Annotated in this window: 19 protein-coding genes; 12 read left to right on the top strand and 7 right to left on the bottom strand. The window is 65.1% G+C overall.

Annotation, left to right across the window (positions count from 1 at the left end; translation table 11 throughout):
* Positions 1-188: 188 nt before the first annotated feature.
* Together BIWAKO_RS08230 and BIWAKO_RS08225 are read left to right on the top strand one after the other, a co-directional pair.
* Positions 189-464 (top strand): YMGG-like glycine zipper-containing protein, encoded by a 276-nt coding sequence (locus BIWAKO_RS08230; RefSeq protein WP_069878230.1) that lies wholly within the window; start codon positions 189-191, stop codon positions 462-464.
* A 342-nt stretch (positions 465-806) separates the two neighbouring features.
* On the top strand, positions 807-2,219 hold the full coding sequence (locus BIWAKO_RS08225) for a patatin-like phospholipase family protein (protein ID WP_244523379.1): 1,413 nt from the start codon (positions 807-809) through the stop codon (positions 2,217-2,219).
* A 796-nt stretch (positions 2,220-3,015) separates the two neighbouring features.
* Here BIWAKO_RS08225 and hydA read toward each other — a convergent pair.
* Positions 3,016-4,458 (bottom strand): dihydropyrimidinase, encoded by a 1,443-nt coding sequence (gene hydA / locus BIWAKO_RS08220; protein ID WP_069878226.1) that lies wholly within the window; start codon positions 4,456-4,458, stop codon positions 3,016-3,018.
* 74 nt (positions 4,459-4,532) lie between these two features.
* Here hydA and BIWAKO_RS08215 point away from each other — a divergent pair, with 74 nt between their 5' ends.
* Positions 4,533-5,378 (top strand): NHL repeat-containing protein, encoded by an 846-nt coding sequence (locus BIWAKO_RS08215; RefSeq protein WP_084652178.1) that lies wholly within the window; start codon positions 4,533-4,535, stop codon positions 5,376-5,378.
* Between the two features lie 202 nt (positions 5,379-5,580).
* Here BIWAKO_RS08215 and BIWAKO_RS08210 read toward each other — a convergent pair whose 3' ends face one another.
* The 6 genes from BIWAKO_RS08210 to BIWAKO_RS36600 all read right to left on the bottom strand — a co-directional run bounded on the left by BIWAKO_RS08210 (position 5,581) and on the right by BIWAKO_RS36600 (position 9,520).
* Complete coding sequence (locus tag BIWAKO_RS08210; RefSeq protein ID WP_069878222.1) at positions 5,581-6,255, bottom strand: amino acid ABC transporter permease; 675 nt, start codon at positions 6,253-6,255, stop codon at positions 5,581-5,583.
* The gene (locus tag BIWAKO_RS08205) at positions 6,255-6,929 is read right to left on the bottom strand and encodes an amino acid ABC transporter permease (protein WP_069878220.1); all 675 of its coding nucleotides are present in this window, start codon (positions 6,927-6,929) and stop codon (positions 6,255-6,257) included. The genes BIWAKO_RS08210 and BIWAKO_RS08205 overlap by 1 nt, the downstream gene beginning before the upstream one ends.
* 8 nt (positions 6,930-6,937) lie before the next feature.
* Positions 6,938-7,705, bottom strand: coding sequence for an amino acid ABC transporter ATP-binding protein (locus BIWAKO_RS08200; RefSeq protein ID WP_274533579.1), 768 nt, complete (start codon positions 7,703-7,705; stop codon positions 6,938-6,940).
* Positions 7,702-8,577 (bottom strand): substrate-binding periplasmic protein, encoded by an 876-nt coding sequence (locus BIWAKO_RS08195; RefSeq protein ID WP_069882278.1) that lies wholly within the window; start codon positions 8,575-8,577, stop codon positions 7,702-7,704. The genes BIWAKO_RS08200 and BIWAKO_RS08195 overlap by 4 nt, the downstream gene beginning before the upstream one ends.
* 285 nt (positions 8,578-8,862) lie before the next feature.
* Complete coding sequence (locus tag BIWAKO_RS36605) at positions 8,863-9,117, bottom strand: LysR substrate-binding domain-containing protein (RefSeq protein ID WP_069878218.1); 255 nt, start codon at positions 9,115-9,117, stop codon at positions 8,863-8,865.
* Positions 9,107-9,520, bottom strand: coding sequence for a LysR family transcriptional regulator (locus BIWAKO_RS36600; RefSeq protein WP_274533611.1), 414 nt, complete (start codon positions 9,518-9,520; stop codon positions 9,107-9,109). The genes BIWAKO_RS36605 and BIWAKO_RS36600 overlap by 11 nt, the downstream gene beginning before the upstream one ends.
* A 142-nt stretch (positions 9,521-9,662) precedes the next feature.
* Here BIWAKO_RS36600 and BIWAKO_RS08180 point away from each other — a divergent pair, with 142 nt between their 5' ends.
* The 9 genes from BIWAKO_RS08180 to BIWAKO_RS08140 all read left to right on the top strand — a co-directional run bounded on the left by BIWAKO_RS08180 (position 9,663) and on the right by BIWAKO_RS08140 (position 26,261).
* On the top strand, positions 9,663-10,751 hold the full coding sequence (locus BIWAKO_RS08180) for a DUF917 domain-containing protein (RefSeq protein WP_069878214.1): 1,089 nt from the start codon (positions 9,663-9,665) through the stop codon (positions 10,749-10,751).
* A 150-nt stretch (positions 10,752-10,901) separates the two neighbouring features.
* Complete coding sequence (locus tag BIWAKO_RS08175) at positions 10,902-12,251, top strand: dihydroorotase (protein ID WP_069878212.1); 1,350 nt, start codon at positions 10,902-10,904, stop codon at positions 12,249-12,251.
* A gap of 11 nt (positions 12,252-12,262) precedes the next feature.
* A complete protein-coding gene (locus BIWAKO_RS08170; RefSeq protein WP_069878211.1) occupies positions 12,263-13,507 on the top strand; it encodes a Zn-dependent hydrolase in 1,245 nt (414 codons plus the stop codon).
* Between the two features lie 4 nt (positions 13,508-13,511).
* A complete protein-coding gene (locus BIWAKO_RS08165; RefSeq protein ID WP_069878209.1) occupies positions 13,512-14,183 on the top strand; it encodes a flavin reductase family protein in 672 nt (223 codons plus the stop codon).
* Positions 14,180-14,869 carry an aspartate/glutamate racemase family protein gene (locus tag BIWAKO_RS08160; protein WP_069878208.1) on the top strand — a complete coding sequence of 230 codons (690 nt, stop codon included), beginning with the start codon at positions 14,180-14,182 and terminating at the stop codon, positions 14,867-14,869. Before BIWAKO_RS08165 ends, BIWAKO_RS08160 begins: the two co-directional genes overlap by 4 nt.
* Positions 14,869-16,290, top strand: a complete 1,422-nt coding sequence (locus tag BIWAKO_RS08155; protein WP_069878206.1) for an FAD-binding oxidoreductase — start codon at positions 14,869-14,871, stop codon at positions 16,288-16,290. Before BIWAKO_RS08160 ends, BIWAKO_RS08155 begins: the two co-directional genes overlap by 1 nt.
* 8 nt (positions 16,291-16,298) lie before the next feature.
* Positions 16,299-17,231: a dihydrodipicolinate synthase family protein gene (locus BIWAKO_RS08150; RefSeq protein ID WP_069878204.1), complete on the top strand. Its 933-nt coding sequence runs from the start codon at positions 16,299-16,301 to the stop codon at positions 17,229-17,231.
* Entirely contained in the window at positions 17,231-18,016 is a 786-nt protein-coding gene (locus BIWAKO_RS08145) for an SDR family oxidoreductase (protein WP_069878203.1), read from the top strand. Before BIWAKO_RS08150 ends, BIWAKO_RS08145 begins: the two co-directional genes overlap by 1 nt.
* A gap of 496 nt (positions 18,017-18,512) precedes the next feature.
* Entirely contained in the window at positions 18,513-26,261 is a 7,749-nt protein-coding gene (locus tag BIWAKO_RS08140; protein WP_069878201.1) for an Ig-like domain-containing protein, read from the top strand.
* Positions 26,262-26,483: the final 222 nt, after the last annotated feature.

Below are 26,483 nucleotides of genomic sequence, written 5' to 3'. Positions count from 1 at the left end.
TTGCGACCCCCGATGCGGGCAGCGGGGTCGCGTAGGGCGCGTGCCAAGCGGCGGTTTTTCGCCTCCGGTTCGGAGCTGCAAGAAACGCCATGCACATAGATTGGGACGCAGGGCGATGGCGGGTTCGGCTGCTTGGCCTAGATTGACGCGTTCGCATTCGCGCGCACTCTTGAACAAGGAGCCCCATAATGATCCGTTCGATCACGTTCGCCGGCTTTATCGGCCTCGGCCTCTTACTCGCAGGCTGCAATCCCGAATCTCAGTCACAGCGCACGCTTGGCGGCGCCGCAATTGGTGCTGGCGGTGGCGCGCTCATCGGCGGGATCGCGGGTGGCGGACGCGGTGCCGCGATCGGTGCCCTCGCTGGTGGCGTGACCGGTGCGGTTGTCGGCCGGGCGACAACTCCGAACAACTGCATCTTCCAGGACACGAGCGGCCGCCGCTTTACGGGCCCCTGCCCATAAAGCGCCTGAGCGCAGCTGCCGGGCCAAAGGGCGAACCGCCCGGCAGCATCTGGTCTCGTTCGCGGCCGCTCCGATGGGGTGGCCGTCATGCGTGAGGGCCAACATCGCAACCCTGTCGGGGCGGCCCGTCGCGCCGGCGACGGTCCGGCCTTCTTGAGTGAACGAGACTGCCTCGAATGCCGGCACAGTCAATGCGCGGGGGCCCGAGCCAGGACGTGATTGCTGGTTGCAATTTGAATCGAGCGGTTGGGCCGAATCGGCTATCTGCCGGGATGTCAGTTACGTAACCAGTCATCGTGCGACGGTGCCGGAGAGCGAATGAGGCTGCTTGCTGCGAAGGGCGTGAAGGCCATCTGGCTGATGGCCTCGCTCATCCTCTGCGCCTGCTCGGCAGCGGATGTCGGGCCCGTCAACAGTCACGCGGAGAAGGCGCCGCCACCGTCGCCGGAATTCGTCACCGATCGCGGGGATGACGGCTCGATGGTCGTTGGCCTCGCCTTCTCGGGAGGCGGCGTTCGCGCTTCGGCCTTCTCCTATGGTGTCTTGCGTGCGCTTGACGAGATCATCGTCGATCAGAAGCCCTATGAGCGGACGATGATCGACAATGTCCGCATGATTTCCGGGGTCTCCGGAGGAGCTATCACTGCGGCCTATTTCGGCTATCGTGGCCGCGACGATTATCGTGATTTCGATGAGCGCTTCTTGTTTCAACATGCAGAAGCGAGCATGGAAACTTCGCTGGCGTCACCGTTCAGCCTGTCCCGAGCAGTGGCGGGCGGCGTGAATGACCGAAATACCTTTGCGCGCTGGTTGAACGATAACCTGTTCGATGGGGCAGATTTTACCCGCTTCAAATGGACGAACGCACCATCCCTCTGGATCAGCGCTTCGGATATCTACAATCGGACGCCTTTTCTCTTTAGCTACGATACCTTTGCGGCACTCTGCAGCGATCTCGACAAGCTGAAGATTTCGGATGCGGTGGCAGCCTCCGCCGCCGTGCCGGTCGTCTTTGCGCCCGTCGTGCTGGCTGCCTCCAAGCAGGATTGCGGCTACCGCCACCCTGCGTGGTTGAAGGGCGCGCTGAGCGGCTCCAACCCATCCTTGCGGCTGACGGCTTACGCCAACGCATTGGACTCCTACCATGCCGAAGACGGCATCAAGTTTGTGCGGCTGATGGATGGCGGCCTGACAGACAATCTGGGCATAACGGGGTTCGTGCTGGAAAGAAGCGCGTCCAAGACCCCGCACGGACCATTATCGGCGGAGCAGGCCGTCAAGCTGCGCCATTTCCTGTTCATTGTTGCCGATGCGGGCCGGGGTCAGACGGAGGATTGGGGAGCTTCGATCAGGGGCCCCTGGCTGGCGCCGCTGGTCGAAGCGGCAATCGACACGGGCATGACCTCATCGTCTCGTCATGCTCTCGACGCTTTGAACTTTGCAGTCGAAAGGTGGAAGGAGCGGGTGGTCGCCTACCGGTGCGGGTTGCCGTTGGAAACCGTGCGCCGGATCCGGGGCAGCGCCGACGGCTGGGACTGCCGCAAAGTTGATTTCAGGGTCGAACACCTCGAATTCGCGGATCTGGAACCAAACGTCGCGTCCAGCCTGAACCGCGTCGAAACGCGGCTCTCGCTGCCGCGCGAGCAGGTGGAACTGCTCATCGAGGCCGGCAAGACGGTTGTTCACCGGAGTGCAGCGGTCAAACAGGTGGTCGACGATGTCCGCCGCGTTGCCGGCGTCACCGGGAGAGAATGACCGGATCAAGCCCTTGCAGTTCGGGAAATGGGGCGTCCCGTTGCAACGCATGCTCAGATGATCGCCATGCGATCACCCGGGGTGGCTCGCGGCTCACCTGGTAAAGCGGAGCTACGGCGCACGATCTCGGCCAACGCGACCAGCGGGCCGGGCGGTCTTCGACGCCGTCCGTGAGCTCGGCCGCTTGGCGATCCCACCACGTCAGCCCCCATGCAGGCTGCTGCCCTCGTCCAGCATTCGGGGATCGATGCGCGAAGAAACCATGACAGGCAGATTGCCTGGACAGGGTCAAAGAGCGTGTGTTGCAGAATGTTCCGCAATACCACCAGGGGGGATGCCTTAGATGAGATTAGCTGCTGCCTTTGCCTTGCTTGCCATCGTCCTAACTGTAGATTCTGCAAATGCTCAAACAAACCCGTATATTAAGAAGGGGATGATGTGCAAATGCGCGAAAGTTGTCGGAGCGCAGGTCCTGAATGGACGATGTAAGTGGAGTAGCCGGATGACGGATCGTATCTCGGCCTGTGCAATCGCCAGATCCCGTTCATAGCGAAACGTCTGTCCGAGCGCAGGCACCGTTCTGCGTTCGGACAGCGTTGACATTGTGCCCAAATCTTATCCGGCGGTGAATTCATCATTGGCGCATTGGAGGCGCTGAGGCCAAGGGGCGATGTCACTCGGGATCAATCCCATCCTGGCCCAGCCCAGGAATCATATCGGAACTTCACGCGCATACATGTTCGCAGTGATGTCCTGATTGGAGCGGCCAGGGGTGTTGCGGGGGGCAGATCCAAGCCTATTCGAACGGATTGAACGGCGTCGGGAAACGTCCGGTGGGAGCGATTTCCGCATAGGCCGATCGCGCAATCAGCTGTCCGGCTCCGGGCTGCGCCAGCACATTGGCGCCGTCGAAAATCAACTGGCCGCGCTGGTAGGTCGCGGTGGGGTAGCCGAGCACCTCGAGCCCCTCATAGGGCGTGTAGTCGCTGCCATGGTGCTGCAGCGCATTAGTCAGGCGCATGCGCCTGGTCGGATCGAAGACGACGATATCGGCATCGGCGCCGATCGCGATGGAGCCCTTGCGCGGGGCAAGCCCGAAACGGCGCGCCGGGTTGGTCGCAACGAGCGAGACGAAGGTGCGCAGATCGATGCGCCCCTTGGCGACCCCCTCGGAATAGAGAATGGGCAAGCGCGCTGCGAGGCCGGGAACGCCGTTCGGGATCTTGTTGAAGGGGGCCGCTTCGCCGTGTTGCTTCTTGCCGCGCGGATCGTCGAAACGCAGTGGCGAGTGATCCGATGAGACGATATCGATGACGCCGTCTCGGATGAGCTGCCACAGCGCCTCGCGATCGGATGGCGGGCGCAGCGCCGGCGAGATCATGAACTTGGCGCCTTCGAAGCCGGGCCGGTCCATGTCGGATTCACCGAGCACGAGATATTGCGTGCAGGTCTCTGCCCAGGCCTTCTGGCCGCGGGCCTGCGCGCGCGCCACCTCCTCCCCGGACTGCGCGCCCGAGACATGGAAGACCTGGACCGGGGTGTCCAGCGCCTCTGCCAGCGCCAGAATGCGGTGGGTCGCTTCGCGCTCGACCACCATGGGCTTCGCCCAGGCGAGATGCCGCGGTGCGGTCAGCCCTGCCGCCAGCAGCGCCTGGGTCAGCCAGCCGATCAGCTCATGATGTTCGGCGTGCACGCAGACGAGCGCGCCGGCACGGCGCGCCGCCGCGAGCGTCTGCAGGATCTGCGCATCGGCGAGGCGGTTGCTCTCATAGGTCATGAAGACCTTCACGGAGCGATGCCCCGCCGCCACCAGCGCCGGCAATTCCCGCTCGAGCACGTCAGGGGTCGGGTCGTTGATCAGCAGATGGAAGCCGTGGTCGATCCGCGCCTGCCTTGCCTTCACGGCATAGGCCGCGACGGCCTCAGTCAGCGACCCGCCGCGCGTCTGAGGCGCGTGGCAGACGATCGTCGTCGTGCCGCCCGCCGTAGCCGACGCCGTCCCGCTCGCAAAATCGTCGGCGATGTCGGCGCCGGACGAGAAGGGCTGGTCGAGATGCACATGCGTGTCGACCCCGCCTGGAAGGACCAGCAATCCCGTCGCATCGATATCGGTGTCGCCTCGAGGCAGACCGGCGCCGATCGCTGCAATCAACCCATCCTTGACGCCGACATCGCAAACAGAGATGTCGGACGTGGTCACCGTCGTTCCGCCACGAATGACAAGATCGAAATCGCTCACTGCAGTTCTCCGGTTCTGGCGGCTGGCTCGCCATTCACAAGCCGGCGCGGCTGCGCCGCAGTCTCGAGGGGATGATGAAGACGGAATTGCGCGTCCGGTTGGGCGAGCGGAGCTTTGGCGTCGAGCGACCTTGGGGGGATCTGTCCCAAACGCCGGGAAAGATCACCGACGTCACGATCGATGCGGACGGTCGCGCCTATGTGCTGCTGCGCTCTGACGTCGCGGTCGATGCTCCGGGCCCCTGCGTCGTGGTTCTCACCGGTGACGGATGCCGGATCGCGAGCTGGGGCGAAGGTCTCTGCGTCGATGCGCACAAGATTGCGGCAGGCCCCAATGGTGTGATCGCCATTGTCGATCGTGATGCTCACCGCATCCTGTTCTGCGACCGGGATGGCGCGGTGCGGAGCCAGATCGGCGAGACGCATCAGCCCGGCGCGCCGTTCAATCATCCCAGCGATATCGCCTTTGCCCCCGACGGAGGATTCTATGTGGCCGATGGCTATGGCCACGCGCTCGTGCATCGTTTCGACCGCGCTGGGCGGCATGTGTCGAGCTGGGGCTCCGTCGGCACGGCGCCGGGCGCATTCCTGACGCCACATGGCATCTGCGTTCTCAGCGATGGCCGCGTGATCGTCGCCGATCGCGAGAACAGCCGCGTGCAGGCCTTCACGGCCACCGGCGATCTGCTCGCAATCTGGGACGGGTTTCTGCGGCCGCAGGATGTCGTCGCCGATGCGGCCGATCGCATCCATATCTGCGACTCGATTCCCACGCTCAGCCTGTTGGCGCCTGATGGAAGCCTGCTCGGCCGCTGTCGTCCGGTGCTGAACGGTGCGCATGGCATGTGGCTCGCGCCGAACGGCGACATCCTCCTTGCGGAGACCAGCCCCAACCGCCTGACACGGCTGTTTCCGGTCTAGAGCATGCTGCGAAAAAGTGGCAACGGCTCTTCGCACTAAGCATGCTCTAAGTTATTAGAGTCGATCACGTTTCCCGCGTTTGGACGATTTCGTCCAAGCGCAGCGTGATCTAAGGCATCGGCCCGAAAAGCGGAATGCGGTTTTCGGGAGAGTCGATGCAAAGGCAGATGACCTGGCCGGTGGTCCAGATTGGGGGCGGCGATCATCCGGCCTGCGCGACGGCCCTGTGCTGCAGGCGCGACACCATCCGGACGAACGGCCAGAACATCAGAAAATAGACGATCGCGACCGCAACCAGAGGCGTCGGGTTGTAGAGAAGACCCTGCGCGAGCTGAGCGGAGCGCAGCAGTTCCTGCAGGGCGACGGCCGAGGCGATCGAGGTCTGTTTGACCAGCTCGACCGTGTTGCTGATCAGGTCGGGCAGGACATTGCGCGCGCCTTGCGGCACCACGACATAGGTCATGCTCTGGCGCCAGGTCAGCCCGGTGGAGCGCGCCGCTTCGCGCTGACCCTTCGGCACGGACTCGATGCCGGCACGAAAGATCTCGGCGAAATAGCTGGACCCGTTGAGGGTCAGTGCGAGCACGGCGGCGGTGAACTCGTTGAGCTTCAGCCCGAGGAAGGGCAGGCCGAAGAAAATGAAGATCAGCAGCACCAGCGGCGGGATCGCCCGCATGACGTCGACATAGGCGACCAGCAGCATCCGCAGCAGCCTGTTGGGCGAATCCTGCGCCATCGCGATGGCGACCCCGCAGGCGACCGATAGCGGCACGGCGACTGCCGCGAGCGCCAGCGTCATCCAGAAGCCCTGCAGGAGCAGTGGCCAGACTTCCCGGAGGACGTCGATATTGAGGAATGTCGTGACGAGTTCGTCCATCACGACCTCGGATGAGCGTAAGCGCGTTCGAGCCAGCGCGTGAAGCGCACGAATGGCAGGAACAGGGCGAGGAACAGCAGCGCACCGACGGTGAGGGCTGTCGGATTGGCGACGTTCGACTGAATGCTCGATGTCACATTGAGCAGTTCGGGGACTGCGACGACCGAGCCGAGCGTCGTGCCCTTGCTGATGCCGATCGCGCGGTTGGTCAGGGGCGGGATCGAGATGCGCACGACCTGCGGCAGGATGATATGGACCAGCGTCTGGTTGAAGCCGAGGCCGGTTGAGCGCCCGGCTTCCCATTGGCCCTTGGCGACTGCATTGATGCCGGCCCAGAAGATCTCTTCGGAGAAGGCCGAGAGCACGATTGCCAGCGCCAGGACGGTGGCGGTGAACGGACTCAGCATCAGGCCGAAAGAGGGCAGCGCGAAATAGGCCAGCATGATCAGAACGAGCTGCGGGATCGAGCGGAAGAAATCGATATAGAGGATGATCGGCGCGTTCAGCGGCCTGAAGCCGTAAAGCCGCAGGATCGCGATGGCGAGGCCGAGCGGTACGCCGATCAGCACCGTCAGGATCGACATTTCGATGGTGATGAGGAAGCCGCGCAGGATATCCGGCCAATAGGCGGACATCAGCGAGAAGTCGAAGAAATAGCGGACGATCTGGTCCATGACGGTTGTCAGGCCCTGGAGCGCGTGACGAAGTCGCGGATGCGCTGATGTTGCGGCGAGACCAGAATGTCTTCCGGGGAGCCTTCCGCCAGCACGGCGCCATGATCCATGAACACGACGCGGTCGGCTACATCGCGCGCGAAATGCATCTCATGCGTCACGACGATCATGGTCATGCCCATCTCCTTGGTGCGGACCATGACGTTCAGGACCTCGCCTACGAGCTCAGGGTCCAGCGCCGAGGTCGGCTCGTCGAAGAGCATCACCTGCGGCTCCAGCGCCATGGCGCGCGCAATGCCGACGCGCTGCTGCTGGCCGCCGGATAACTGTGCCGGATAGGAGTCGGCCTTGTGCGCGAGCCCGACCAGTTCGAGATGATGGCGCGCCTTCTGCTCGGCCTCGGCCTTTCCGAGGCCGGCCACCTTGCGCAGCGCCAGGGTCACGTTTCCCAGGGCGGTCTTGTGCGGGTAGAGATTGATGCCCTGGAACACCATGCCGATACGCCGGCGCAGCAGGTTGAGATCGACCTTGGCGCCGGTCACTTCCTCACCGCCGACGCGGATAGTCCCCGCCGTCGGCTCTTCGAGCCGGTTGATGCAGCGCAGGCAGGTGCTCTTGCCCGAGCCGGACGAGCCGACGATCACGACGGCCTCGCCCTTGCCGACCCTGAGATCGACGCCGCGCAGGACCTCGACATTGCCGAAGCTCTTCCGCAGACCGTCGATGGCGACGATCGGGTCTGCGGATGCAGGCGTGATTGCGGTCGCTGACGTCACTTACAGACGGCCTTGTGTTCGGTCGCGTCGTAGCCCTCGAAGTCCGGAGCACCGACGCCCGGATAGATCTTCGCCGAGGAGGACGAAGCGTCAGGCTTCACCCCGAACCATTTCTCATGGATCTTGGCGAGTGTGCCGTCCGTCTTGATGCATTCGAGGGCTTCCTCGACCTTGGCGCGAAACGCGGCGTCCTCCTTGCGGAAGGCGATGCCGAAATTGCGACCGCTGTCGAGCACGAACGCGACCTCGGCAGCAGGCGTCTGGGTCGAGACATAGCGCGAGACCGGCGCATCGGCGACGTTGGCGAAGGCGCGGCCGATCATCACGGCCTGCACCGCGTCGGCATTCTTGTTGTAGCGCTGGATCGTATAGCCGTACTTGGCTTCGTTATCGGTCAGCCACTTGTCGGAAATGCTGCCATTGTTCACGGTCAGCGCCTTGCCCTTCAGGTCCTCGAGATTGGCGATCTTGCCGCCCTTCTTGACGAGGAAGCCGAGGCCGGTCGGCATATAGGGCTCGCTGAACAGCATCTGCTGGGCGCGCTCCGGCGTGATGTTGGTCGGCGCCGGAATCATCTCATAGCGCTTGGAGAAGAGGCCGGCGAAGATCGCCGAGAAGTTCGAGTCCGTGACATCGACACCCGGGCGACCCAGCTTCTGCGCCAGCGCCAGCGACATGTCGTAGGTGAAGCCGGTGGTCTCGCCGGCTGCTGTCTTGAAGCAGAACGGAGCAAAGCCGAGGTCGCAAGCCACCTTCAGCTTCTCATTGGCTGGATGATCGGCGTCCTGGGCCAGCACAGGGGTGACAAGGAGCGCCGCCACGGCGAATCCCTGAACGGCCGTGCGCGCCGCTTTGACCGACAAAAACCTCATCATCCTGCTCCCGTTAGATGCTGTCGCCGGGGGGCTGCGATCGCCGCGCCTGTCGCTTGCAACGATCCGGCCACCCAGAGGCAAAACTCTAACAGTGCAAATTCATGCCTTACCAATCACTTGTTGTCGGGTTGCCATAACCTTGTGTTAAGTCTTCGGCATCGGCCCCCTGGCCGTCTCCGCCAGGCGGAGGCGGCATAAGATCGCGCAGGATGCCGACGAAGGCACGTGCCGTGCGTGACAAGGGTTCGTAGCGAACGGTTAGCGTGTGCCGCACACGCGAAACTAGCTCGGGTCAGGTCCGGCCGTCAGGACGAATTCGTCGACGACGGCAACCCCGGCCCCGGCTCTGACCATCGCGCAGGCGACGGGCGTGAAACGAACGACGGTGCTGACGCGAATGGGCTCGGGGCCGGAAGCCAGCGCCCTTTGGACAATGTCTCCATAGCGCGTTTGCGGCCCGGAGCCGATCAGCGGATCGGGCGCGATATCGGCTGGCCGGACGACGCGCAATCGGGTCAGCGGGTGGTCACGCGGCATGCGCCATCAGGTGCCCCTCGGTGACCACCTCCGACTGGATGGCCGGCGCATCCACCGGCAGCACGGAAACGCCGAGATCGGCCCGCGCGCTGGTGATCTTGGCGATCACGTCGAGCTGCGTCAGGATCTCGAATTCGACACGCAGATCGGCAAAGTGCTCGCGCAGTTCCTCGGTGAGTTCGTTGACGCGCAGCACGCCCTGAAGGACCTGGTCGACCTCGGTGAAGAGGCGCTGGGCTTCCGGCGTCGGCTGGGTCCCACCGTGCACACGCTCGAACAGGCGCAACTCCAGCCGGTCCTGCGTATAGGCCAGGAGCCGGCTGATGGCTGGCTGCGAGACCGAGAGCAGGCGCGCTGCGCCGCTGATCGATCCGCTGATCATGATCGTGCGGAAAACGTCCAGCTGCCGCAGGGTTCAGTCGCATGCGAATAACATTCAGTTATGACCCCCAGCCGAATTAGCATGTTTGCTTGGACGTGCCGCCATCTAAGCTCGTCCGGGCGCGGCGGGATGCCGGCATGCCAGGTTGATTCGAGGCTGACCGATGGGACGTTTTCTGACGATTGGGGATGTCGAGGCGGCTATTGCTGGCGGCTCGATCTTTGCCGCTGGCGGCGGTGGCTGGTCCGAGCACGGGCGCATGCTGGGGACTGCCGCGGTGATGGCCGGCCGGCCGGAACTGGTTTCGATCGAAGAGGCGCCGGACGACGCTATCATCGCGACGGCAGCTGCCATCGGCGCTCCTGCCGGCACGACGGACTGGGAGATGCAGGGCGTGGACTATGTCCGGGCCGTGCAACTGCTGCAGGACGCGCTGGGCAAGCCTGTCTATGGCCTGATCATCGGGCAGAACGGCATGTCGAGCACGCTCAATGCCTGGCTTCCGAGTGCTCTCCTCGGCGTGAAGGTGATCGACGCCGTGGGTGATATCCGCGCCCATCCCACCGGCGACATGGGGTCGATCGGCCTTGCCAACAGCCCCGAGGCGACGATCCAGACGGCCGTCGGCGGCAATCGCGCCAAGAATTCCTATATCGAGCTTGTGACGCGCGGCGCGACTGCGAAGGTCTCGCCGATTCTGCGCACGGCCTCGGACATGTCGGGGGGGTTCATCGCGTCCTGCCGGAATCCGGTTCCGGCGGCTTATGTGCGCAAGCACGCGGCGCTCGGCGGTATCTCCATGGCGCTGGCGCTCGGGGAGCGGATCCTGGCTGCGACGCCCAAGGGTGGTTCCGCGATCATCGATGCAATCTGCGATCAGGCCGGCGGATCGATCATCGGGCGCGGGACCGTCGTCCGCAAGGCGGTGCAGTACACCAGCGAGGCCTTTGATATCGGGACTATCCAGGTCGGCTCCGGCACCGCAGCGCGCATTCTCCATGTCATGAACGAATACATGGCGGTGACCGATCTCGATGGCGCGCGCCTTGCGAGCTATCCCGATGTCATCACCACGCTCGGTCCGGATGGCCGGCCCGTCAGCGTCGGCCATGTCACCGAGGGCATGGAGCTCTCGATCCTGCGCATCGCCAAGGATCGTATCCCGCTGAGCTCCAGCGTGACCGATCCGAGTGTCTACCCGATCGTCGAGAAGGCGCTCGGGATGGATTTCACGGACTATGCGCTTGGATGAACAGCACGAACCGCACATGCACTGCTTCCGCCGTCGCAATAACGACCGATTATGGGCGACGACGAAATTGGTATGTTTGGCTCTGAGGCCGAGCAGCTATCGTGACACGCGTGGCCTGCGGGCCCGACAGCATCAACCGGGCATCTGACCATGAGTGATTTCGATCTCGTTCTTCGCGGCAATGTCGTTCTCTCCGACCAGATCATCGAGGATGGTTATGTCGCCGTCACCGGTGGCAAGGTCGGCGCTGTCGGCGCCGGTACACCACCTTCGGCGCGCGAGACGCAGGATTTCCGCGGCCAGTGGATCATCCCGGGCGTGATCGACGGCCAGGTCCATTCCGGGAGCCAGGCCAACCACGAGGGCATCGGCATGTGCTCGCGCGCCGCGGCCGCCGGTGGCGTCACCGTCATGGTCGACATGCCCTATGACGAGCCCGAGCCGGTCACCAACGCCAGGCTCTTCAACGAGAAGGTCGCGATCGTCCAACGCGACGCGCATGTCGATGTCGCGCTCTATGCCACGATCACCATCGAAAACGGCCTGCACGCCATTCCGGGCCTCGTCGATGCCGGCGCCTGCGCCTTCAAGTTCTCGACCTTCGAGGCGAATCCGACGCGCTTCCCGCGTATCGGCGACGACACGCTCTACGAGGCGTTCAAGCTGATCGAGCCGACGGGGCTCCTCTGCGGTGTCCATAACCAGGATCAGGAGATGACGCGCCGGAACATCGCGCGCCTGATCGAGGCCGGCGATACTGGCTCCGACGCCTTCCTGCGCGCCCATACCCCATTGGTCGAGAACCTCGCCACGGCGCGCATCTACGAGATCGGCGCCGAGACCGGCGCCCGCGCCCATGCCGTCCATGTCTCGACCTCGCGCGGCTTCGAGATCTGCAATCTCTACAAGCGCGCCGGCTACAAGGCGACGGTCGAGAGCTGCGTGCAGTATTTCATGCTCAACGCCGAAGAGCACGGGCCGCGCTTCGGAGCCAAGATCAAGCACTACCCGCCGATCCGGCCGAAGGCGGAGAGCGAGCTGCTCTGGAGCCACCTCGCCGCCGGTCATTGCGATTTCATCTCCTCCGACCACGTCTCCTGGGGGCTGGAGAAGAAGGGCGATCCCAATATCTTCAAGAACACCTCCGGCGGCCCCGGCATCGAGACCCTGCTGCCGGCGCTCTGGACCGGCTGCGAGGAGCGCGGCATCTCCCCGACCATGGCGGTGAAGCAGCTTTGCGAAGGCCCGGCTAAGGCCTTCCTGCTCGCCGACAAGGGCCGTCTCGCGCCTGGCTCCGATGCCGACATCGTCGTGCTCGAGCCCGGTCGCTTCATCCATGATCCGAGCAGGAGCCTCGCGGCGGTGAAGTGGAGTTCCTTCGAAGGCCGCGAATTCCGCGTGCGGGTGGCGGCGACCTATGTCCGTGGTGCTCTTGCCTGGGATGGCGCGAAGATCTGCAACGAAGCGGGCGATGGCCGCTTCCTGCGGCCTGCGGCGTAAAGCGGCGAGCGATGTCGATCGACGCAGAGCGCTTGTGGCGGCGTATCGAGGCGCTGTCCAAGATCACCGACCCCGATCGCCCCTGGACGCGGCGCTCCTTTACGCCGCGCTTCCTAGAAGGACGCAATTGGCTGGCGGCCGAGTTCCGCGCTGCCGGTCTGGAGACGAGGATCGACGCAGGCGGCAATCTCGTTGGCCACCTTGCCGGCGCCGATCCCTCGTTGAAGCCGATCATCATCGGCTCGCATTCCGACACGGTTCCCTCGGGCGGACGCTATGACGGGATTCTCGGCGTGCTGGCGGGACTGGAAGTCGCGCAGAGCTTCATCGAGCGTGGCGACCGGCTGCGGCATTCGCTCGAGGTCTACGATTTCCTGGCCGAGGAGCCGAGCGAGTTCGGCCTCTCCTGCATCGGCAGCCGTGCGCTTGCCGGTGCGCTCTCCGACGAGATGCTGGCGATGACGCGCCCCGACGGCATGACACTGCGCGAAGGTATCGGTTTCGTCGGCGGCCGGCCCGACGAACTCGCCTCGGTGCGACGCGCCGTTGACAGCGTCGCGGCCTATGTCGAGGTCCATATCGAGCAGGGACGCGTGCTGGAAAGCGAGGGCACGGCGATCGGTGTCGTTACAGACATCGTCGGCATCCGGCGCGAGCGCATCATCGTGTCCGGGCGGGCCGACCATGCGGGTGCGACGCCGATGCCCTTGCGCGCCGATGCGCTCGTCGGCGCGGCCAAGCTGATCGAGGCCGCGTACGAGCGTGCCGGCGCGCGATCGAACGATCCCCAACCTCTGGTCGCCACCTTTGGTCGCATCGAGGTCAGCCCCAATGCCGCCAATGCTGTGCCTGGTGAGGCGATCCTGACGCTCGAGGTGCGCTCGGGCGATGAGGCGGCGGTCAAGGCGTTCGGCGAGGAGCTGGTGGGTGATTTGAAGCCGGCACTGGCGGCGCTGCGTCTCACCGTGCGGTCGGAACCGATCAGCCATGTGCCACCGACGGCCTGCGCGCCGGCCGTGCGCTCGGCGATCGCGGCCGCCGCGGGCTCACTCGGCCTGTCGATGCGGGACCTGCCGAGCGGTGCCGGGCATGATGGCGTGTTCGTCGCCCGCACCGGTCCGATCGGCATGATCTTCGTGCCCTGTCTCGATGGCCGCAGCCACGCCCCGGAAGAGTCGATCGAGCCACAACAGGCCGCGGATGGCGCACGCGTCCTCGGCGAAACGGTGCGCCTGCTCGACGCGACGCTTGGGTGACGCGATGGAGTGGTCCGTCACCGATCTGGCCGAGCGCGATCTCTACAAGCTGCTCGTCAACACCGTGTTGCCGCGGCCGATCGCCCTCGTCACCACGGTGAATGCTCAGGGGCACGCCAATGCTGCGCCCTTCAGCTTCTTCAACGTCTTCAGCCACGCACCGCCGCTCGTCGTGCTCGGCATCGAAGGCCGCGATCTGGGGGATGCCCCGCTGAAGGATACGATGCGCAACATCCGCGCGACGGGGAGCTTCGTCGTCAACCTCGTCGACCGGGCGCTGGTCGATGCGATGCAGGTCTGCGCGATCGATTTTCCCGGCGATGTCGACGAGATCGCGGCCGCCGGGCTTGAAACAGCGCCCGGCCGCAAGGTCGCCGCGCCACGCCTCGCAGCGTCACCGGTCCAGCTCGAATGCCGCGAGACGGTGTCGCTGTCGCTGGGCACACGCCATCGCAACCTCGTCGTCGGCGAAATCCAGTACATCCATATTCGGGATGGCGCGGTCGATGAACGGCTGCATGTCGATATCGACAAGCTCGACCTGGTCGGCCGCCTGCATGGCGCCGACTGGTATGTCACGATGCGCGACCGCTTCCAGGCGCCGCGCCAGACGCTCGACACCTGGCGCGCGCAACAGGGCGCTCTGCGCGCGAAGCCCGAAGGAGAGGCCCCGTGAGCGGCACGATCTTTGTCATCAATCCCAATTCGAACGAAGCAGTGACCGCCGGTATCGATACGGCCGTGGCGCCGCTCCGCTCGGTCGATGGTCCGCCGATCGCGTGCCTGACCCTGGCCGAGGGCCCCGCCGGCATCCAGTCCCAGCGCGATATCGACGGCCTGATCCAGCCCATGCTCAGGCGGGCGGCCGCGCTGGAGAACGAGGCTTCGGCCTTCGTCATCGCCTGCTTTTCCGATCCGGGCATGTACGCGCTGCGCGAGCAGAGCGAGAAGCCGGTGCTGGGCATTGCCGAGTGCGGGGTCCTGACCGCCTTGACGCTGGGCCAGCGCTTCGGCGTGATCGCCATTCTGCCGGCCTCGATCCCGCGTCACTTGCGCTATTTCGGCGCGATGGGCGTGACGGATCGCCTGGCCGGTGACCTGTCGATCGGCCTGACGGTCGCCGAGCTCGCCGATGACGCGCGGACCATGGGACGGATGACCGATGTCGGGCGCACCTTGCGCAATTCCCATCACGCCGATGTGCTGGTGATGGGCTGTGCCGGCATGGCGCGTTTCCGCGAGCCGCTCGAGCAGGAACTCGGTGTACCTGTGGTCGAGCCGACGCAGGCTGCGGTGACCATGGCGATCGGCCGCGCCCGGCTCGGCTGGGGCGGCCGCCCGCTTCGAGGGCATGCCGCGTGATGGATCTTGTTGCGCGCCTCGCCGACATTGTCGGTGAGAGGCATGTGCTTGTCGATGCCGAAGCGCAGGCGCCGTTCCTGACGGATTGGCTCGGAAAATACAGGGGGGCTGCTGCCGCCATCGTCCGGCCCGGCTCGACCGAGGAGGTCGCGGGCGTGATGACGCTTTGCACGGCGCGGAGGATTCCGGTCGTTCCACAGGGCGGTAACACCAGCATGTCGGGCGGCGCGACGCCGGATATGTCGGGGCGCGCCATCGTCCTGTCGCTGACGCGCATGAACCGCATCCGCGCGGTCGATCCGATCGGCAACGCGATGACGGTCGATGCCGGCGCCGTGCTTGCCAAGGTCCAGGAGGCCGCGAAAGCGGCTGGACGCTTCTTTCCGCTCAGCCTTGGAGCCGAAGGGAGCTGCACGATCGGCGGGAATCTTGCGGCCAATGCCGGCGGGGGCGCCGTCCTGCGCTACGGCACCATGCGCGAGCTGACGCTGGGGCTCGAGGTCGTCCTGCCGGACGGGCGGATCTGGGACGGCCTCACTGCGCTGCGCAAGGATAATACCGGCTACGCCTTGCGGGATCTGTTCATCGGATCGGAAGGGACGCTCTGCGTCATCACTGGCGCGGTCCTGAAACTGTTTCCTCAACCCTTGGCGCGCGCGACGGCTTTCGTCGCCTTGCGCGACGCGAACGCCGCCCTGTCCTTGCTGTCTTCGGTGCGTGCGCGCTGTGGCGATCGCCTGACCGCCTTCGAATTCATGACCGGCGCTTGCCTGTCGCTGATCCTGAAGCACAGCGCCGAGGCGCGGTTGCCGCTTGGCGCCGTTCCGCCCGCGGCGGTGCTGATCGAATTGTCCGATACGGATGACGAGTTGGCGCTGACCGAGCGGCTCGAAGGCGCGCTGGCAGAAGCCGTCGAGACGGAGATCGTTCTCGACGCCGCCATCGCCCAGGATGGTGTGCAGGCCAAGGCGTTCTGGCGTATCCGCGAGGGCGTCTCGGAAGCCCTGGTGCGCGAAGGCAAGGCTGCCAAGCACGATGTCTCGGTGCCGGTCGCGGCCATGGCCGATTTCGTCGCAGCCGCCGATGCGGCTGTCATCGCTGCCGCTCCCGGCGTGCGCCCCATCGTGTTCGGCCATCTCGGCGACGGCAACCTGCACTACAATCTTCTGCCGCGGATGGGACAGAGCGATGCGGATTTTGCCGCCCTCGCACCGGAACTCACCCGCATCGTCCATGACGAGACGTGCAAACGCCGCGGATCGATCAGTGCCGAGCATGGCATCGGTCAGCTTCGGGTCTCGGAGATGCCGCGCTGCAAGGCGCCGATCGAGCTGGACCTGATGCGCTCGCTCAAGACCCTGTTCGACCCACACGGTCTGCTCAATCCGGGCAAGTTGCTGCCCGCCCCCGTCGAGAACTGAGGATCATCATGGCGTTGTTGGATGAAGGCGCGAAGGGCGTCTATGTCATCGCGGTCACTCCGTTCACGGAGGATGGCGCGCTCGACCTGCCGAGCACCGACCGCATGGTCGATTTCTACCTCGAGAAGGGCGCCACCGGCCTGACCGTGCTCGGCATGATGGGCGAGGCGCCGAAACTGACGGCAGAGGAATCGCGGATCTTCGTGCGGCGGGTCCTGGCGCGGGTGCAAGGGCGTGTTCCGGTCGTGGTCGGCGTCTCGGCCCCGGGCTTTGCCGCGATGCGGGAGCTGAGCGACAGCGTCATGGCCGACGGAGCCGCGGGCGTGATGGTGGCGCCGCCCGCAAGCTTGCGGACCGATGACCAGATCGTCTCCTATTACGACATGGTCTCAAGGACGCTCGGGCCGAAGAACCCCTTCGTGCTGCAGGATTTCCCGCTGGTCACCAATGTCCAGATCGCCTCCTCGGTGATCCTGCGCATCGTCGCGGCGCAGCCGAGCTGCGTGATGCTGAAGCATGAGGACTGGCCGGGGCTTGCCAAGATCTCGGCCCTGCGTGCGGCCAGCGACAAGAACGGCGGCCGGCGCATCTCGATCCTGGTCGGGAACGGCGCGATGTTCCTGCCCGAGGAACTGTCGCGCGGGGCCGATGGCGCCATGACCGGATTTGCCTATCCGGAGATGATGGTCGATGTCTGGAAGGCCCATGCCGCCGGAGAGGTCGAACGCGCCCATGACCTGTTCGACGCCTATCTGCCGCTGGCGCGCTATGAGCAGCAGCCCGGTCACGGGCTCGCCATTCGGAAATATCTGCTCGCCAAGCGCGGCGCGATCGCATCGGGCATGGTACGCAGCCCCGGGTCGACCCTTTCGGCGGCCGACATCGCTGACATCGAACGTCTCGTCGCCCGTCAGGCGCGGCGCCTCAAGGAGATCAACTGATGGATCTGGGCCTCAACGGAAAGCGCGCATTGGTGCTCGGTGCCAGCCGCGGCCTCGGCGCGACGATCGCACGCACGCTCGCGGCCGAAGGTGCGACGGTGATCGCGGCGGCGCGCAATCAAGATGCGCTCGCTGCCTGGATCGGCGAGCTGCCGGCTGAGCAGCGTGGCCGCGTGGTTGCCGCCACGCTCGACCTTGCGGATATCGCCTCGATCGATGCGCTGGCCGACAAGCTGATTGCCGAGGGCGGCGTCGATATCCTGATCGGCAATTCCGGCGGACCTCCGCCGGGCGAGGCCCGCGACGCGAAGCGCCTGGACTGGCTGGCGCATTTCGAGGCCATGGCGGCCAACCTGTTTCACGTCGCGCAACGCCTGCTCCCTGGCATGACCGAGCGGGGTTGGGGTCGGATCGTCACCATCGTCTCCTCCGGCGTCGAGCAGCCGATTCCGCGTCTCGCGCTCTCCAATGGCGTGCGTGCCGCTGTCGTCGGCTGGTCGAAGACGCTGGCCTCCGAGGTTGCGGGGCAGGGCGTGACGGTGAATGTCGTGCTGCCCGGTCGCATCCACACCGAGCGCGTCGATCAACTCGACGACGCAGCTGCGACGCGGGCCGGCGCGACGAAAGACGCGATCACGAAGGCCTCGATCGCGACGATTCCGGCCGGCCGCTACGGCAAGCCTCAGGAGTTCGCCGATGTCGTCGCGTTCCTTGCCAGCGAGCGGGCATCCTATGTCACGGGCGCCAAGTTTCGGGTTGATGGCGGTCTGATCCGAGGGATCTGATGGCCGTGTCCGCGGGGATGGGAACATGGGGCGCGATCGTGTGATCACCGTGAACAGATCAGCTGCGCGTTGATAGATTCGCGGCACAATGCCCCCCCGCTCTGCCGGCGGCGAGCGCCTCGGCCGGCATGATCCGAGCCAGGTTGCTTTGTCGATACTGATCCTCACGCGACCGGTGCGGGCCGGCAGCACGACTGGGCGCACTGTCTCATCACGACGGCCAGCATGGCCTTCGGTGCGACCATGGCTCGTCGGTTTGTCCCCAATAGAGCGGGCAAGGAAGGGCCTCGTGGTCGCATCGCACGAGAGCCAAACTTTAGTTTAGTTTCCCTTCGAGAGAAAGGTCCGCCCCGAGGTGAGGCCATGAGGCCAAGTCTCCCTCAGACTTGGTGCCCTAGCGCGTCTCGCGCAATCGCCGGAGACTCAGGCGCTCGGCGAACCAGATGCATCAACCGCAAGAATGCTGCGGTTGCGTCTCATCCGGAGGGAACCTGCCATGGCCACGACGCTTTGGGGCTCAACCACCGTCCAGCCGCTCTCGGTCAGCAACGCGCCAGGTGATCAGTTCGATCCGGTGGTCGCAGATAGCGGCGGTGGTTCATTCGGGGTCGCATGGAGCTCCGCGACCGGGGTGATGGCTCAGTTCTACGATGTCATCGGCGCGATCGATCCCGCCATCTCGTCCGGCACGGTGAGCGACGGCTTCTATCTCGGGTCCACCAGTCCGGCCGTCTATGCGGGGACGGCCATGGCGGCGGGAGGCGGTGGCATCGGCTATGGGGTCGTCTGGGAAGAGACCTCGGCCGTCGATGCTGCCGCCCTCTCCGTCTTGCAGATGCGTTACATCGGCCCGAGCGCCCCGGTGGGCGGCGTGTTGACGATTGCCACGGAGGTCGGCCGCAATCAGCACGATGCGGCCATATCCGGTTATGGGATCGACGATGCCAAGGGCAGGCCCATCGTTGACGGTCTGAACGTCGTTTGGGTCTCGACGGATCCGAGCCAGAACTGGCCGTCCGGCTATGGCGAGATCATGTTCCAGCGTTTCGCCGTGCCGCTCAACAGCAAGAAGGATCCGCTTGGCCCGCCGCAAGCCGCCGGCATCGACGGCCAGATCGGTGGAGTGGACGGCGATGCCGCCGTTCGGCTGACCGCGGCAAATGTTCTTGGCCGTGATCCGGTGATCGCCAATGACCACGGTGACAACTCGTCGATGATCGCCTGGATCGGCGTGGACAATGTCATCCACGCCCGCTTCTACGACAATAGCGGGCATGAGATCACGACGGCTTCCGGCGCGATTACCGGTATCCCCAATCTGGACAATCTCGGCACGGTGACGAGCGGGCAGGATGTCAAGCTGATCAGCACCGGCAGCGGCTTCGCGGTCGCCTGGGTCGACAAGACGACCCATGCGATCATGGGCGAGGTTTTCACCGCGCTGGGAGCCGGTGCCGCCGGGCCGAGCACCTTTGCAAGCGGCGGCGTCATTTCCCTCATGAGCGCAGCGGGGCTCGCCGCCCTGCCAGGCGGGGCTGCCTTCACCGGCGAGTTCGCGCTGGGGGCGCGGCTTGACACGGGCGGCTTCGTGATCACCGTCAACGGACAGACGGCCAGCGGTGAGACTGATTATTTCGGGCAATCCTTCAACGCTGGCGGCGGCACGGACGGGATCATCACGGCGATCGTGACCGCGGCGGGCGACCAGGCGCAAGTTTCGCTGGCAGGCCTTGCCGGAGATCGGATCGTGGCCGTCTATCACGACCCTGCGGCCGATGGCGGCAACCTCTCGGCCACGATCGTCGACACCAGGACCGACGGTGTCATCGACAATCCCGTCGGGCTGACGCTGCTCGGCACGGACCGACCGAACAAGCCGCGTGCGGACCTGCTGGTCGGCGGGGTCGGGAACGACAGGATCGATGGCGGGCCCGGAGACGACAATCTCTACGGCGCACTCGGAAACGATCATATCGTCGCAGGTTCCGGCAACGACATCATCGATGGTGGCGGCAATGGCATTGGCGGCGACACGGTCGAGTTCTCCGGAAACGAATCCGACTACACCGTGACCTATCTCGGCGGCTCGATCTTCACGGTCAGCGACAACCGGGCCGGTTCACCCGACGGTGCCGATACTATCACCAATGTCGAGTTCTTCCAGTTCAGGGACGGGTTGGTCGAGACGCGCTCCCTCGTTCCGAGCGGCCCGGGCGTGACGCCCACAGCCTGGGGCCTGACCGACGCCGACAGCAACACCGCTCCTGACCCGGCCGGCGCCCCAGATGTCGACGGCTTCATCGTCAACCGGTCGACGAGCCAAGCCGGGGTCCAGGCCCATCCCTTCGTGGCTGACAGTGTCGGCGAGTTCTTCGGGGTGCTCTGGGAGGCAGGGGCGCCGGGCAGCACGCATATTCGCGGCCAGTTCTACGACGTCGTCGGCCAGCCCGACGCCTTCATTCCCAATGCCATCGACATCAGCGATGGCGTCGGCATCGAGACCAATCCGACGCTGGTGTCGGGCGGCGCCAACTCCGGTTGGGGAGCGGTCTGGGAGGAGAGAACCGACGCGAGTGACGCCACGCGGGAACTGCGCACCAATTTTGTCGGGCCGGGCGCGCTGACCGGCGCGGAAGCATCGATCCTCCATGAGGATGGCGTCGATCAGCATGACGCGGCCATGGCAGGCTCGTTCCTCGATCGAACCATCGACACGCGCGTGCCACCATCCCCGAACGGGGTCGACCCGAAGACGGTTTCAGACGGCTACACGGTTGCCTGGGTCTCGACCCATCTCGATGCGAGCAACGCACCGACGGATGTCGCCGGGGACGGGCGTTACGGCCACATCATGGTGCAGCGCTTCGAAGTGCCGCTCGACGCGCTTGGCAATCCGGGCGCCCCGGTCGGCGCCGGACTCAACGGATTGCGGGATGTCGGCTTCACCAATCCCTCCGAGCCGAATCCGGATGACGACAAACCGTTCTGGGTCGGTACGGAAACGGGAACCTCCACCGGCGTCCTCGGCAGAAATCCTTCCGTTGCCGGGACGCATGGCTTCGAGACGGCGGTCATCTGGATCGAGGGGAACCCCACCGGCGGCGAGCGAGTGGCGGGTCGCATCTATGACGACCTCGGCCAGATCGTGCCGGTCGCCGGGTTCGACAATATCTCCGGCGCCTATGCGGTCGCGCCCGGCACAGTCGCGCATATCGTCCAGGCCGGGGCGGTCAATCTTGGCATCGTCTGGCTGACGCAGGACAGCAGCAGCCCAAGCGGCCTGACCCTGATGGGCACGATGTACGCCCCGACGGGCGCCGGCAATAATGGCACGGGCTTCGGCTTCAGCGCACCGGCCCCCTTCGTTCTCGAGCAATTGCCCGTCGGCGTCGATCCCAATGACCTGCAGTTCCAGGCCACGGGCATCAGCGGCGAGGACAGTTCGGACATTGTGGTCAGCTGGAAGAGCAGCGCGGCTGGCAATGCCGACGTCATGGCGCTGCATGTCAACGTCGCGCTCGATCCCGCGACCGGCTTCGTGATCGCCATGAGGCCGGAAGGCGAGGTCATCACCGTGAACGCCGCCACGGCCGGCGACCAGGACCAGGGCAGCATCGCCGGATTGCTCGGCGACCGCTTCGTCTCGGTCTATCACGACACCTCCGGCGCCTACACCGACGGCAACGACATCATCGGCCGGATCATCGACACCCGCGCGCCGGGGCAGGTCATCACCGGTGACCTGATCCGCAACGGCGACGTCCAGGCGCGCCGCGACGTGCTGATCGGCACCAATGGCGACGACACCATCCGCGGAGACATTTCCGATGCAAACGGCCTGACCGACACGATCTATGCCGGCCTCGGCAACGATGTGATCATCGGCGGCCCGGGCCTGCGCGGCGCGGCCGGGGTCCCCGAGATCATCGACGGGGGGGAAGGCATCGATATCTCGGTCTATAGCGGCAGGCCGGAAGACTACTCGATCACCGTCAATGGCGACGGCAGCTACGAGATCATCGATCTGCGCCCGACCGCCGATGCAACCGGCAATCCCTTGCAGCATGACGGCATCGACAATCTCTTCGGCATCGAGAAGCTGCGCTTCCTGAACCGTGGGGAGGGGGCGCCGACGGAAATCACGCTCGAATTCCCGGGAAAGCCACCCGCACTGCCTGCGAACTACGATGGCACTCCGGTCGCCTGGAGCCTCACCGATACGTCGGTCTTCAAGGAGATTCTGGTCGGCACCGACCCGGGTGGCTCCGGAACGCCCCAGGCTGGTGCCCAGAGCGGAATTGCGGTCACCAATCTCCAGACTGAAACCGCGATGGCCTGGATTTCCGGCGGGAACGAGGTCTGGGGCATCCGTTACGAGGTGCAGGGCGATCCCGACCCGCTCTTCTCGGGCGTGCCGTTCCGGCTCAGCGACGGTTCCGCCGCGGGCGCAACCGTCTCGGACATCGACATCGGCATGACCGGTGGCCTCGGCTTTACCGCCGTCTGGGAATCGACGGTTTTGGGCGATAGCTCGATCCACCTGCGGACGGGCAGCACCAACACCAACGTCGTGCTGGATCCGGCTGCCGGTGTTCCGGGCTCGGGACTTGCTGGTGGCGAGATCACCGTCGTCGGCTCGGAAGCAGGCGCGCAGATCGCTGTCGATCCGGTCGTGCAAGGCTATGAGATCGTCGACGTCAACAATGACACCCTCGAATTCGGGTTCCATGTCGGCTTCGTGCTCAAGGATCCGGCGGCGAGCCCCGCCGATCCCTATGGGGTCATCAAGCTCGCCCGCTACGAGGTGCCGGTCTATGACCTCCGCGTCGATGCGGCGGGCTTGCCGATCCTCGATGCTGCGGGCCAGGGGCAGCTCGCGCGCGATGCTTTCGGCAATCTCGTGCCCTCGACCGACCTCAACAGGGGGGCGGAAAGCGCCCCGATCTCGATTGGGCAGGACGGACTGCGCGGCACGATCGATGACGCCAGCGCCTTCAATCTCGGCCTCGATGCGACGGAGGTGCGCGGCCGCGATCCGTCCATCGCAACCTTGCATGACGGCCAGCTCGTGGTGTCCTACATCGACACGAGTGAACATGTCCGGCTCAGGGTCTATGTGCCAGTCATCGACGAGACGGCGGATCGCGACCAGACGCTGGGCAATCAGGGCGTGGATATCGTCGCACGCGGCGTGACCACCTATCGCGAGCTTACGCTGCCATTCCCGACCGATCTCGGGGCTGTCGCCTCCGGCTCGCAGCAGCAGGTCGTCGCGCAACTGAACGGCAGCTTCGCCGTCTTCTGGGAAACCCCTGACGTCGCCGGGACGGTGTCCGTCCACGCGATCATCTATCACGGCTTCGGCAATAACTGGAGCCCGAGCCCGCTGCTCACGCTGGAGACGGGCCTGGCTGCTGGCACGCCCTTCCAGGTCTCCTCGACCGGAACCGATCCGAGCGGCGCCCTTGAGGATGGCTACTTCGTCTCCTGGGAAAGCGGCGGACATGTCTTTGGCCAGCGCTTCGACATGATCGGCACCATCGTCGGTCAGAAAATCCAAATCGATGATCCGGCGACGGGGCAGCACACGCTTCATTCCGCCACGGGGATCGACGACGGGCGCATGCTGATCGGCTATCAGGACGCGACCGGCGATGTCCATGCCCAGTTCCTCGACAACCGCGAACCCGGCGTAGCGATCATCGGCCCACGGACGGGGGCTCCGCGGGACGTCGCGGTCGGTACGGTCGGCGACGACGCCATGGATGGTCGCGCGCTCGACGACCAGCTCTATGCCGGGCTGGGCAACGACCTCGTCACCCTCGGTTCCGGCAACGACATCGGCGATGGCGGTGAGGGCAACGACACCATCATCGGCGGTACCGGGCAGGACCAGCTGCTCGGCGGTAACGGCGACGACCTGCTCGTTGGCGGGTTCGGCGGAACGTTCGATCCCAAGATCGAACGGGTCCTGCCGACGAGGGACGCGAACGGTGCCGCGATCGTCGACATAAATGGCAATCCCATCAGCCTCGCGGGGCGAGGGGTTGACCTGATTTCGGGTGGAAATGGCAACGATACGATCTCCTATCAGGGCGAGTTCGGGCGCTTCCATGTCGACCTGGCGTCCGGCGTGGCGCTCAGCATGCGCAGCGGTACGGCCTGGGCGGCGGAGGACCTCATCGGTACGCTGACGACCGACGCGGCCGGCACCACCAGCTTTGTCTATACGCACGACATCGAGAACATCACCGGTGGGATCGGAGATGACATCCTGAAGGGCGACGGTCAGGCCAACGTCTTCGATGGCGGTGCCGGCAACAACGTGATCGACGGCCGCGGCGGCAGCGACACTCTCGTCCTCCACGGCAACTTCGCCGATTTCCTGATCAGCTTTAACGGCGCGACGCAGGCCTTCACCTTCGTTCGGCCAGCCGCCGGCGGCACCCCGGCGCAGACCAATACGGTCACGAATGTCGAGAGCTTCCTGTTCGACGACGGCGTCAAGGCGGCGACGGATCTCGTGACGGGTCCGGTGGCCCAGGATATCGCCGTCACTGCGAACGAGGACAGCTTCGTCTTCGTGAATGCACGCGCGAACGTCGTGAACGGCAATGGCGCCGTCGTGACGGCCATCAACAACACGCAGATCACGGCCGGTGCATCCGTGCAGCTCGCGCATGGCATCGTCGGGTTGGGGGGCGACGGCAATCTGACTTTCACGCCAACGCATGATTATTTCGGTCCGGCAGCCTTTTCCTATACGGTGAGCGACACGCTCGGCCGGTTCTCGACGGCCAATGTCGGTGTCACCGTCGTCAATGTGAACGATGCGCCGACCGATATCCTCTTCAGCGGCGTCACCGCTCCAACCTCCCTCGCCGTTGCGGAGGGGGCTGCGACGGGAACGGTCATTGCAACGCTGGCGACGACCGATCCCGATAACCTCAACGGCGCGGTCGACACCTTCTCCTATACGCTCGCCAATGATTACGGCGGCGCATTCAAGATCGTCGGCAATCAGATCCTGGTCCAGAACGGTGCACTGCTCGATTTCGAGCACCCGAACGGCGTGGGCGGCAGCAACAACTACGCGCTTGCCGTGACGGTGAATGACGGTCACGGCGGCACTTATTCCGAGCAGGTCACGGTCGGCGTGACCAATGTCAACGAGGCGCCGAGCGATATCGTCTTCGGCGGGAATCCGACCCTTGCCTCAGGCAACATTTCGGAAAATGGCGGAACCGTCACGACGCCGGGTGGCGTGGTCATGACCATCCTCGCAGCCGATCCGGACGGGGGAGCATTGCCGACCCTTGCGCTGCTCGACTCGGCCGACGGTCGCTTCGCCCTCTCCGGCAACCAGATCGTCGCCACAAATGCGGCCCTGATCGATTTCGAGGACCCGACCAATCCCCTGCACAGCTATACGCTGCAGGTGGAGGCCACCGATGCCGGGGGGCTGAGCCGCGTCGAGAGCCTGACGATCAACATCACCGACAGCGCGGAGACCCGCGTGACGGGAACCGCCGCCGACAACACGCTGACAGGCGGCTCCGGGAACGACATCATCGACGGGCTTGGCGGACGCGACACGATGCGCGGCGGCGCCGGTAACGATACCTATTTCGTCGACGATGGCGGGGACAAGATCACCGAGAATGCCGGCGAGGGCACAGACACCGTCTACACCACCCTTGCCTCCTACACGCTCGGCAACAATCTCGAGAATCTGAGCTTCTCCGGTGGGGCGACGACGGCCTTCAAGGGCGTGGGCAACAATCTCGACAACGTGCTCGTCGGCCGCGGCGGCAACGATCAGTTGCAGGGCCTCGAGGGCAACGATGGCCTGATCGGCGGCGCCGGCACGGACCAGCTGCAGGGCGGGGACGGCAATGACAAGCTCTATGGCGGCACCGGTAACGACACGCTCGATGGCGGCAACGGTGACGATCTGCTCGAGGGCGGTGCGGGAGCTGACAGCCTCACCGGCGGCAAGGGCAACGATACCTTCGTGTTCAGGCCCGGGTTCGGTCGGGACACCATTACGGATTTCCGCAACGACGCCGGCAATGACGACACGCTCCAGATCTCCAAATCCATCTATGCCAATTTCGCTGCCGTGCAGGCGGCGATGCACCAAAGCGGGAATGATGTGGTGATCGACGCAACGCCGGACGATTCGATCCTGCTGAAGAACATGACGATCGCCGCGCTTCATGCGAGCGACTTTATCTTCGTCTGAAGGGCACTGCCTGACGGTGCCGCTGGTCAGGCGGCGCCGTCCTTCTCCTTCGCGCAACAGGAAGGCTCATCGAGGCGCCCTGAGGAGCCCCTACTCGGCACGAGCGGGCCAACGGCAAAAAAATCTCGCCCCGCGTGTCTGGAGCATCGGCCCGAAAAGTGGATTGCGGCTTTCGGGGAAAGTCGATGCAAACACAGGAGGTAAGATCATCGGGCCGGATAC

Source organism: Bosea sp. BIWAKO-01, from assembly GCF_001748145.1.
Taxonomy (GTDB): domain Bacteria; phylum Pseudomonadota; class Alphaproteobacteria; order Rhizobiales; family Beijerinckiaceae; genus Allobosea.
The sequence above is the reverse complement of the archived record's forward strand: the minus strand, read 5'-3'. Positions and strand labels throughout refer to the sequence as shown.

Coding starts and splice junctions, on each gene's coding strand:
- BIWAKO_RS08180 (WP_069878214.1), top strand. CDS start 9,663: ATGGGACGTTTTCTGACGATTGGGGATGTCGAGGCGGCTATTGCTGGC.
- BIWAKO_RS08210 (WP_069878222.1), bottom strand. CDS start 6,255: ATGGACGAACTCGTCACGACATTCCTCAATATCGACGTCCTCCGGGAA.
- BIWAKO_RS08150 (WP_069878204.1), top strand. CDS start 16,299: ATGGCGTTGTTGGATGAAGGCGCGAAGGGCGTCTATGTCATCGCGGTC.
- BIWAKO_RS08175 (WP_069878212.1), top strand. CDS start 10,902: ATGAGTGATTTCGATCTCGTTCTTCGCGGCAATGTCGTTCTCTCCGAC.
- BIWAKO_RS08155 (WP_069878206.1), top strand. CDS start 14,869: ATGGATCTTGTTGCGCGCCTCGCCGACATTGTCGGTGAGAGGCATGTG.
- BIWAKO_RS08170 (WP_069878211.1), top strand. CDS start 12,263: ATGTCGATCGACGCAGAGCGCTTGTGGCGGCGTATCGAGGCGCTGTCC.
- BIWAKO_RS08230 (WP_069878230.1), top strand. CDS start 189: ATGATCCGTTCGATCACGTTCGCCGGCTTTATCGGCCTCGGCCTCTTA.
- BIWAKO_RS08140 (WP_069878201.1), top strand. CDS start 18,513: ATGGCCACGACGCTTTGGGGCTCAACCACCGTCCAGCCGCTCTCGGTC.
- BIWAKO_RS08165 (WP_069878209.1), top strand. CDS start 13,512: ATGGAGTGGTCCGTCACCGATCTGGCCGAGCGCGATCTCTACAAGCTG.
- BIWAKO_RS08145 (WP_069878203.1), top strand. CDS start 17,231: ATGGATCTGGGCCTCAACGGAAAGCGCGCATTGGTGCTCGGTGCCAGC.
- BIWAKO_RS08215 (WP_084652178.1), top strand. CDS start 4,533: ATGAAGACGGAATTGCGCGTCCGGTTGGGCGAGCGGAGCTTTGGCGTC.
- BIWAKO_RS08195 (WP_069882278.1), bottom strand. CDS start 8,577: ATGAGGTTTTTGTCGGTCAAAGCGGCGCGCACGGCCGTTCAGGGATTC.
- BIWAKO_RS36605 (WP_069878218.1), bottom strand. CDS start 9,117: ATGCCGCGTGACCACCCGCTGACCCGATTGCGCGTCGTCCGGCCAGCC.
- BIWAKO_RS08205 (WP_069878220.1), bottom strand. CDS start 6,929: ATGGACCAGATCGTCCGCTATTTCTTCGACTTCTCGCTGATGTCCGCC.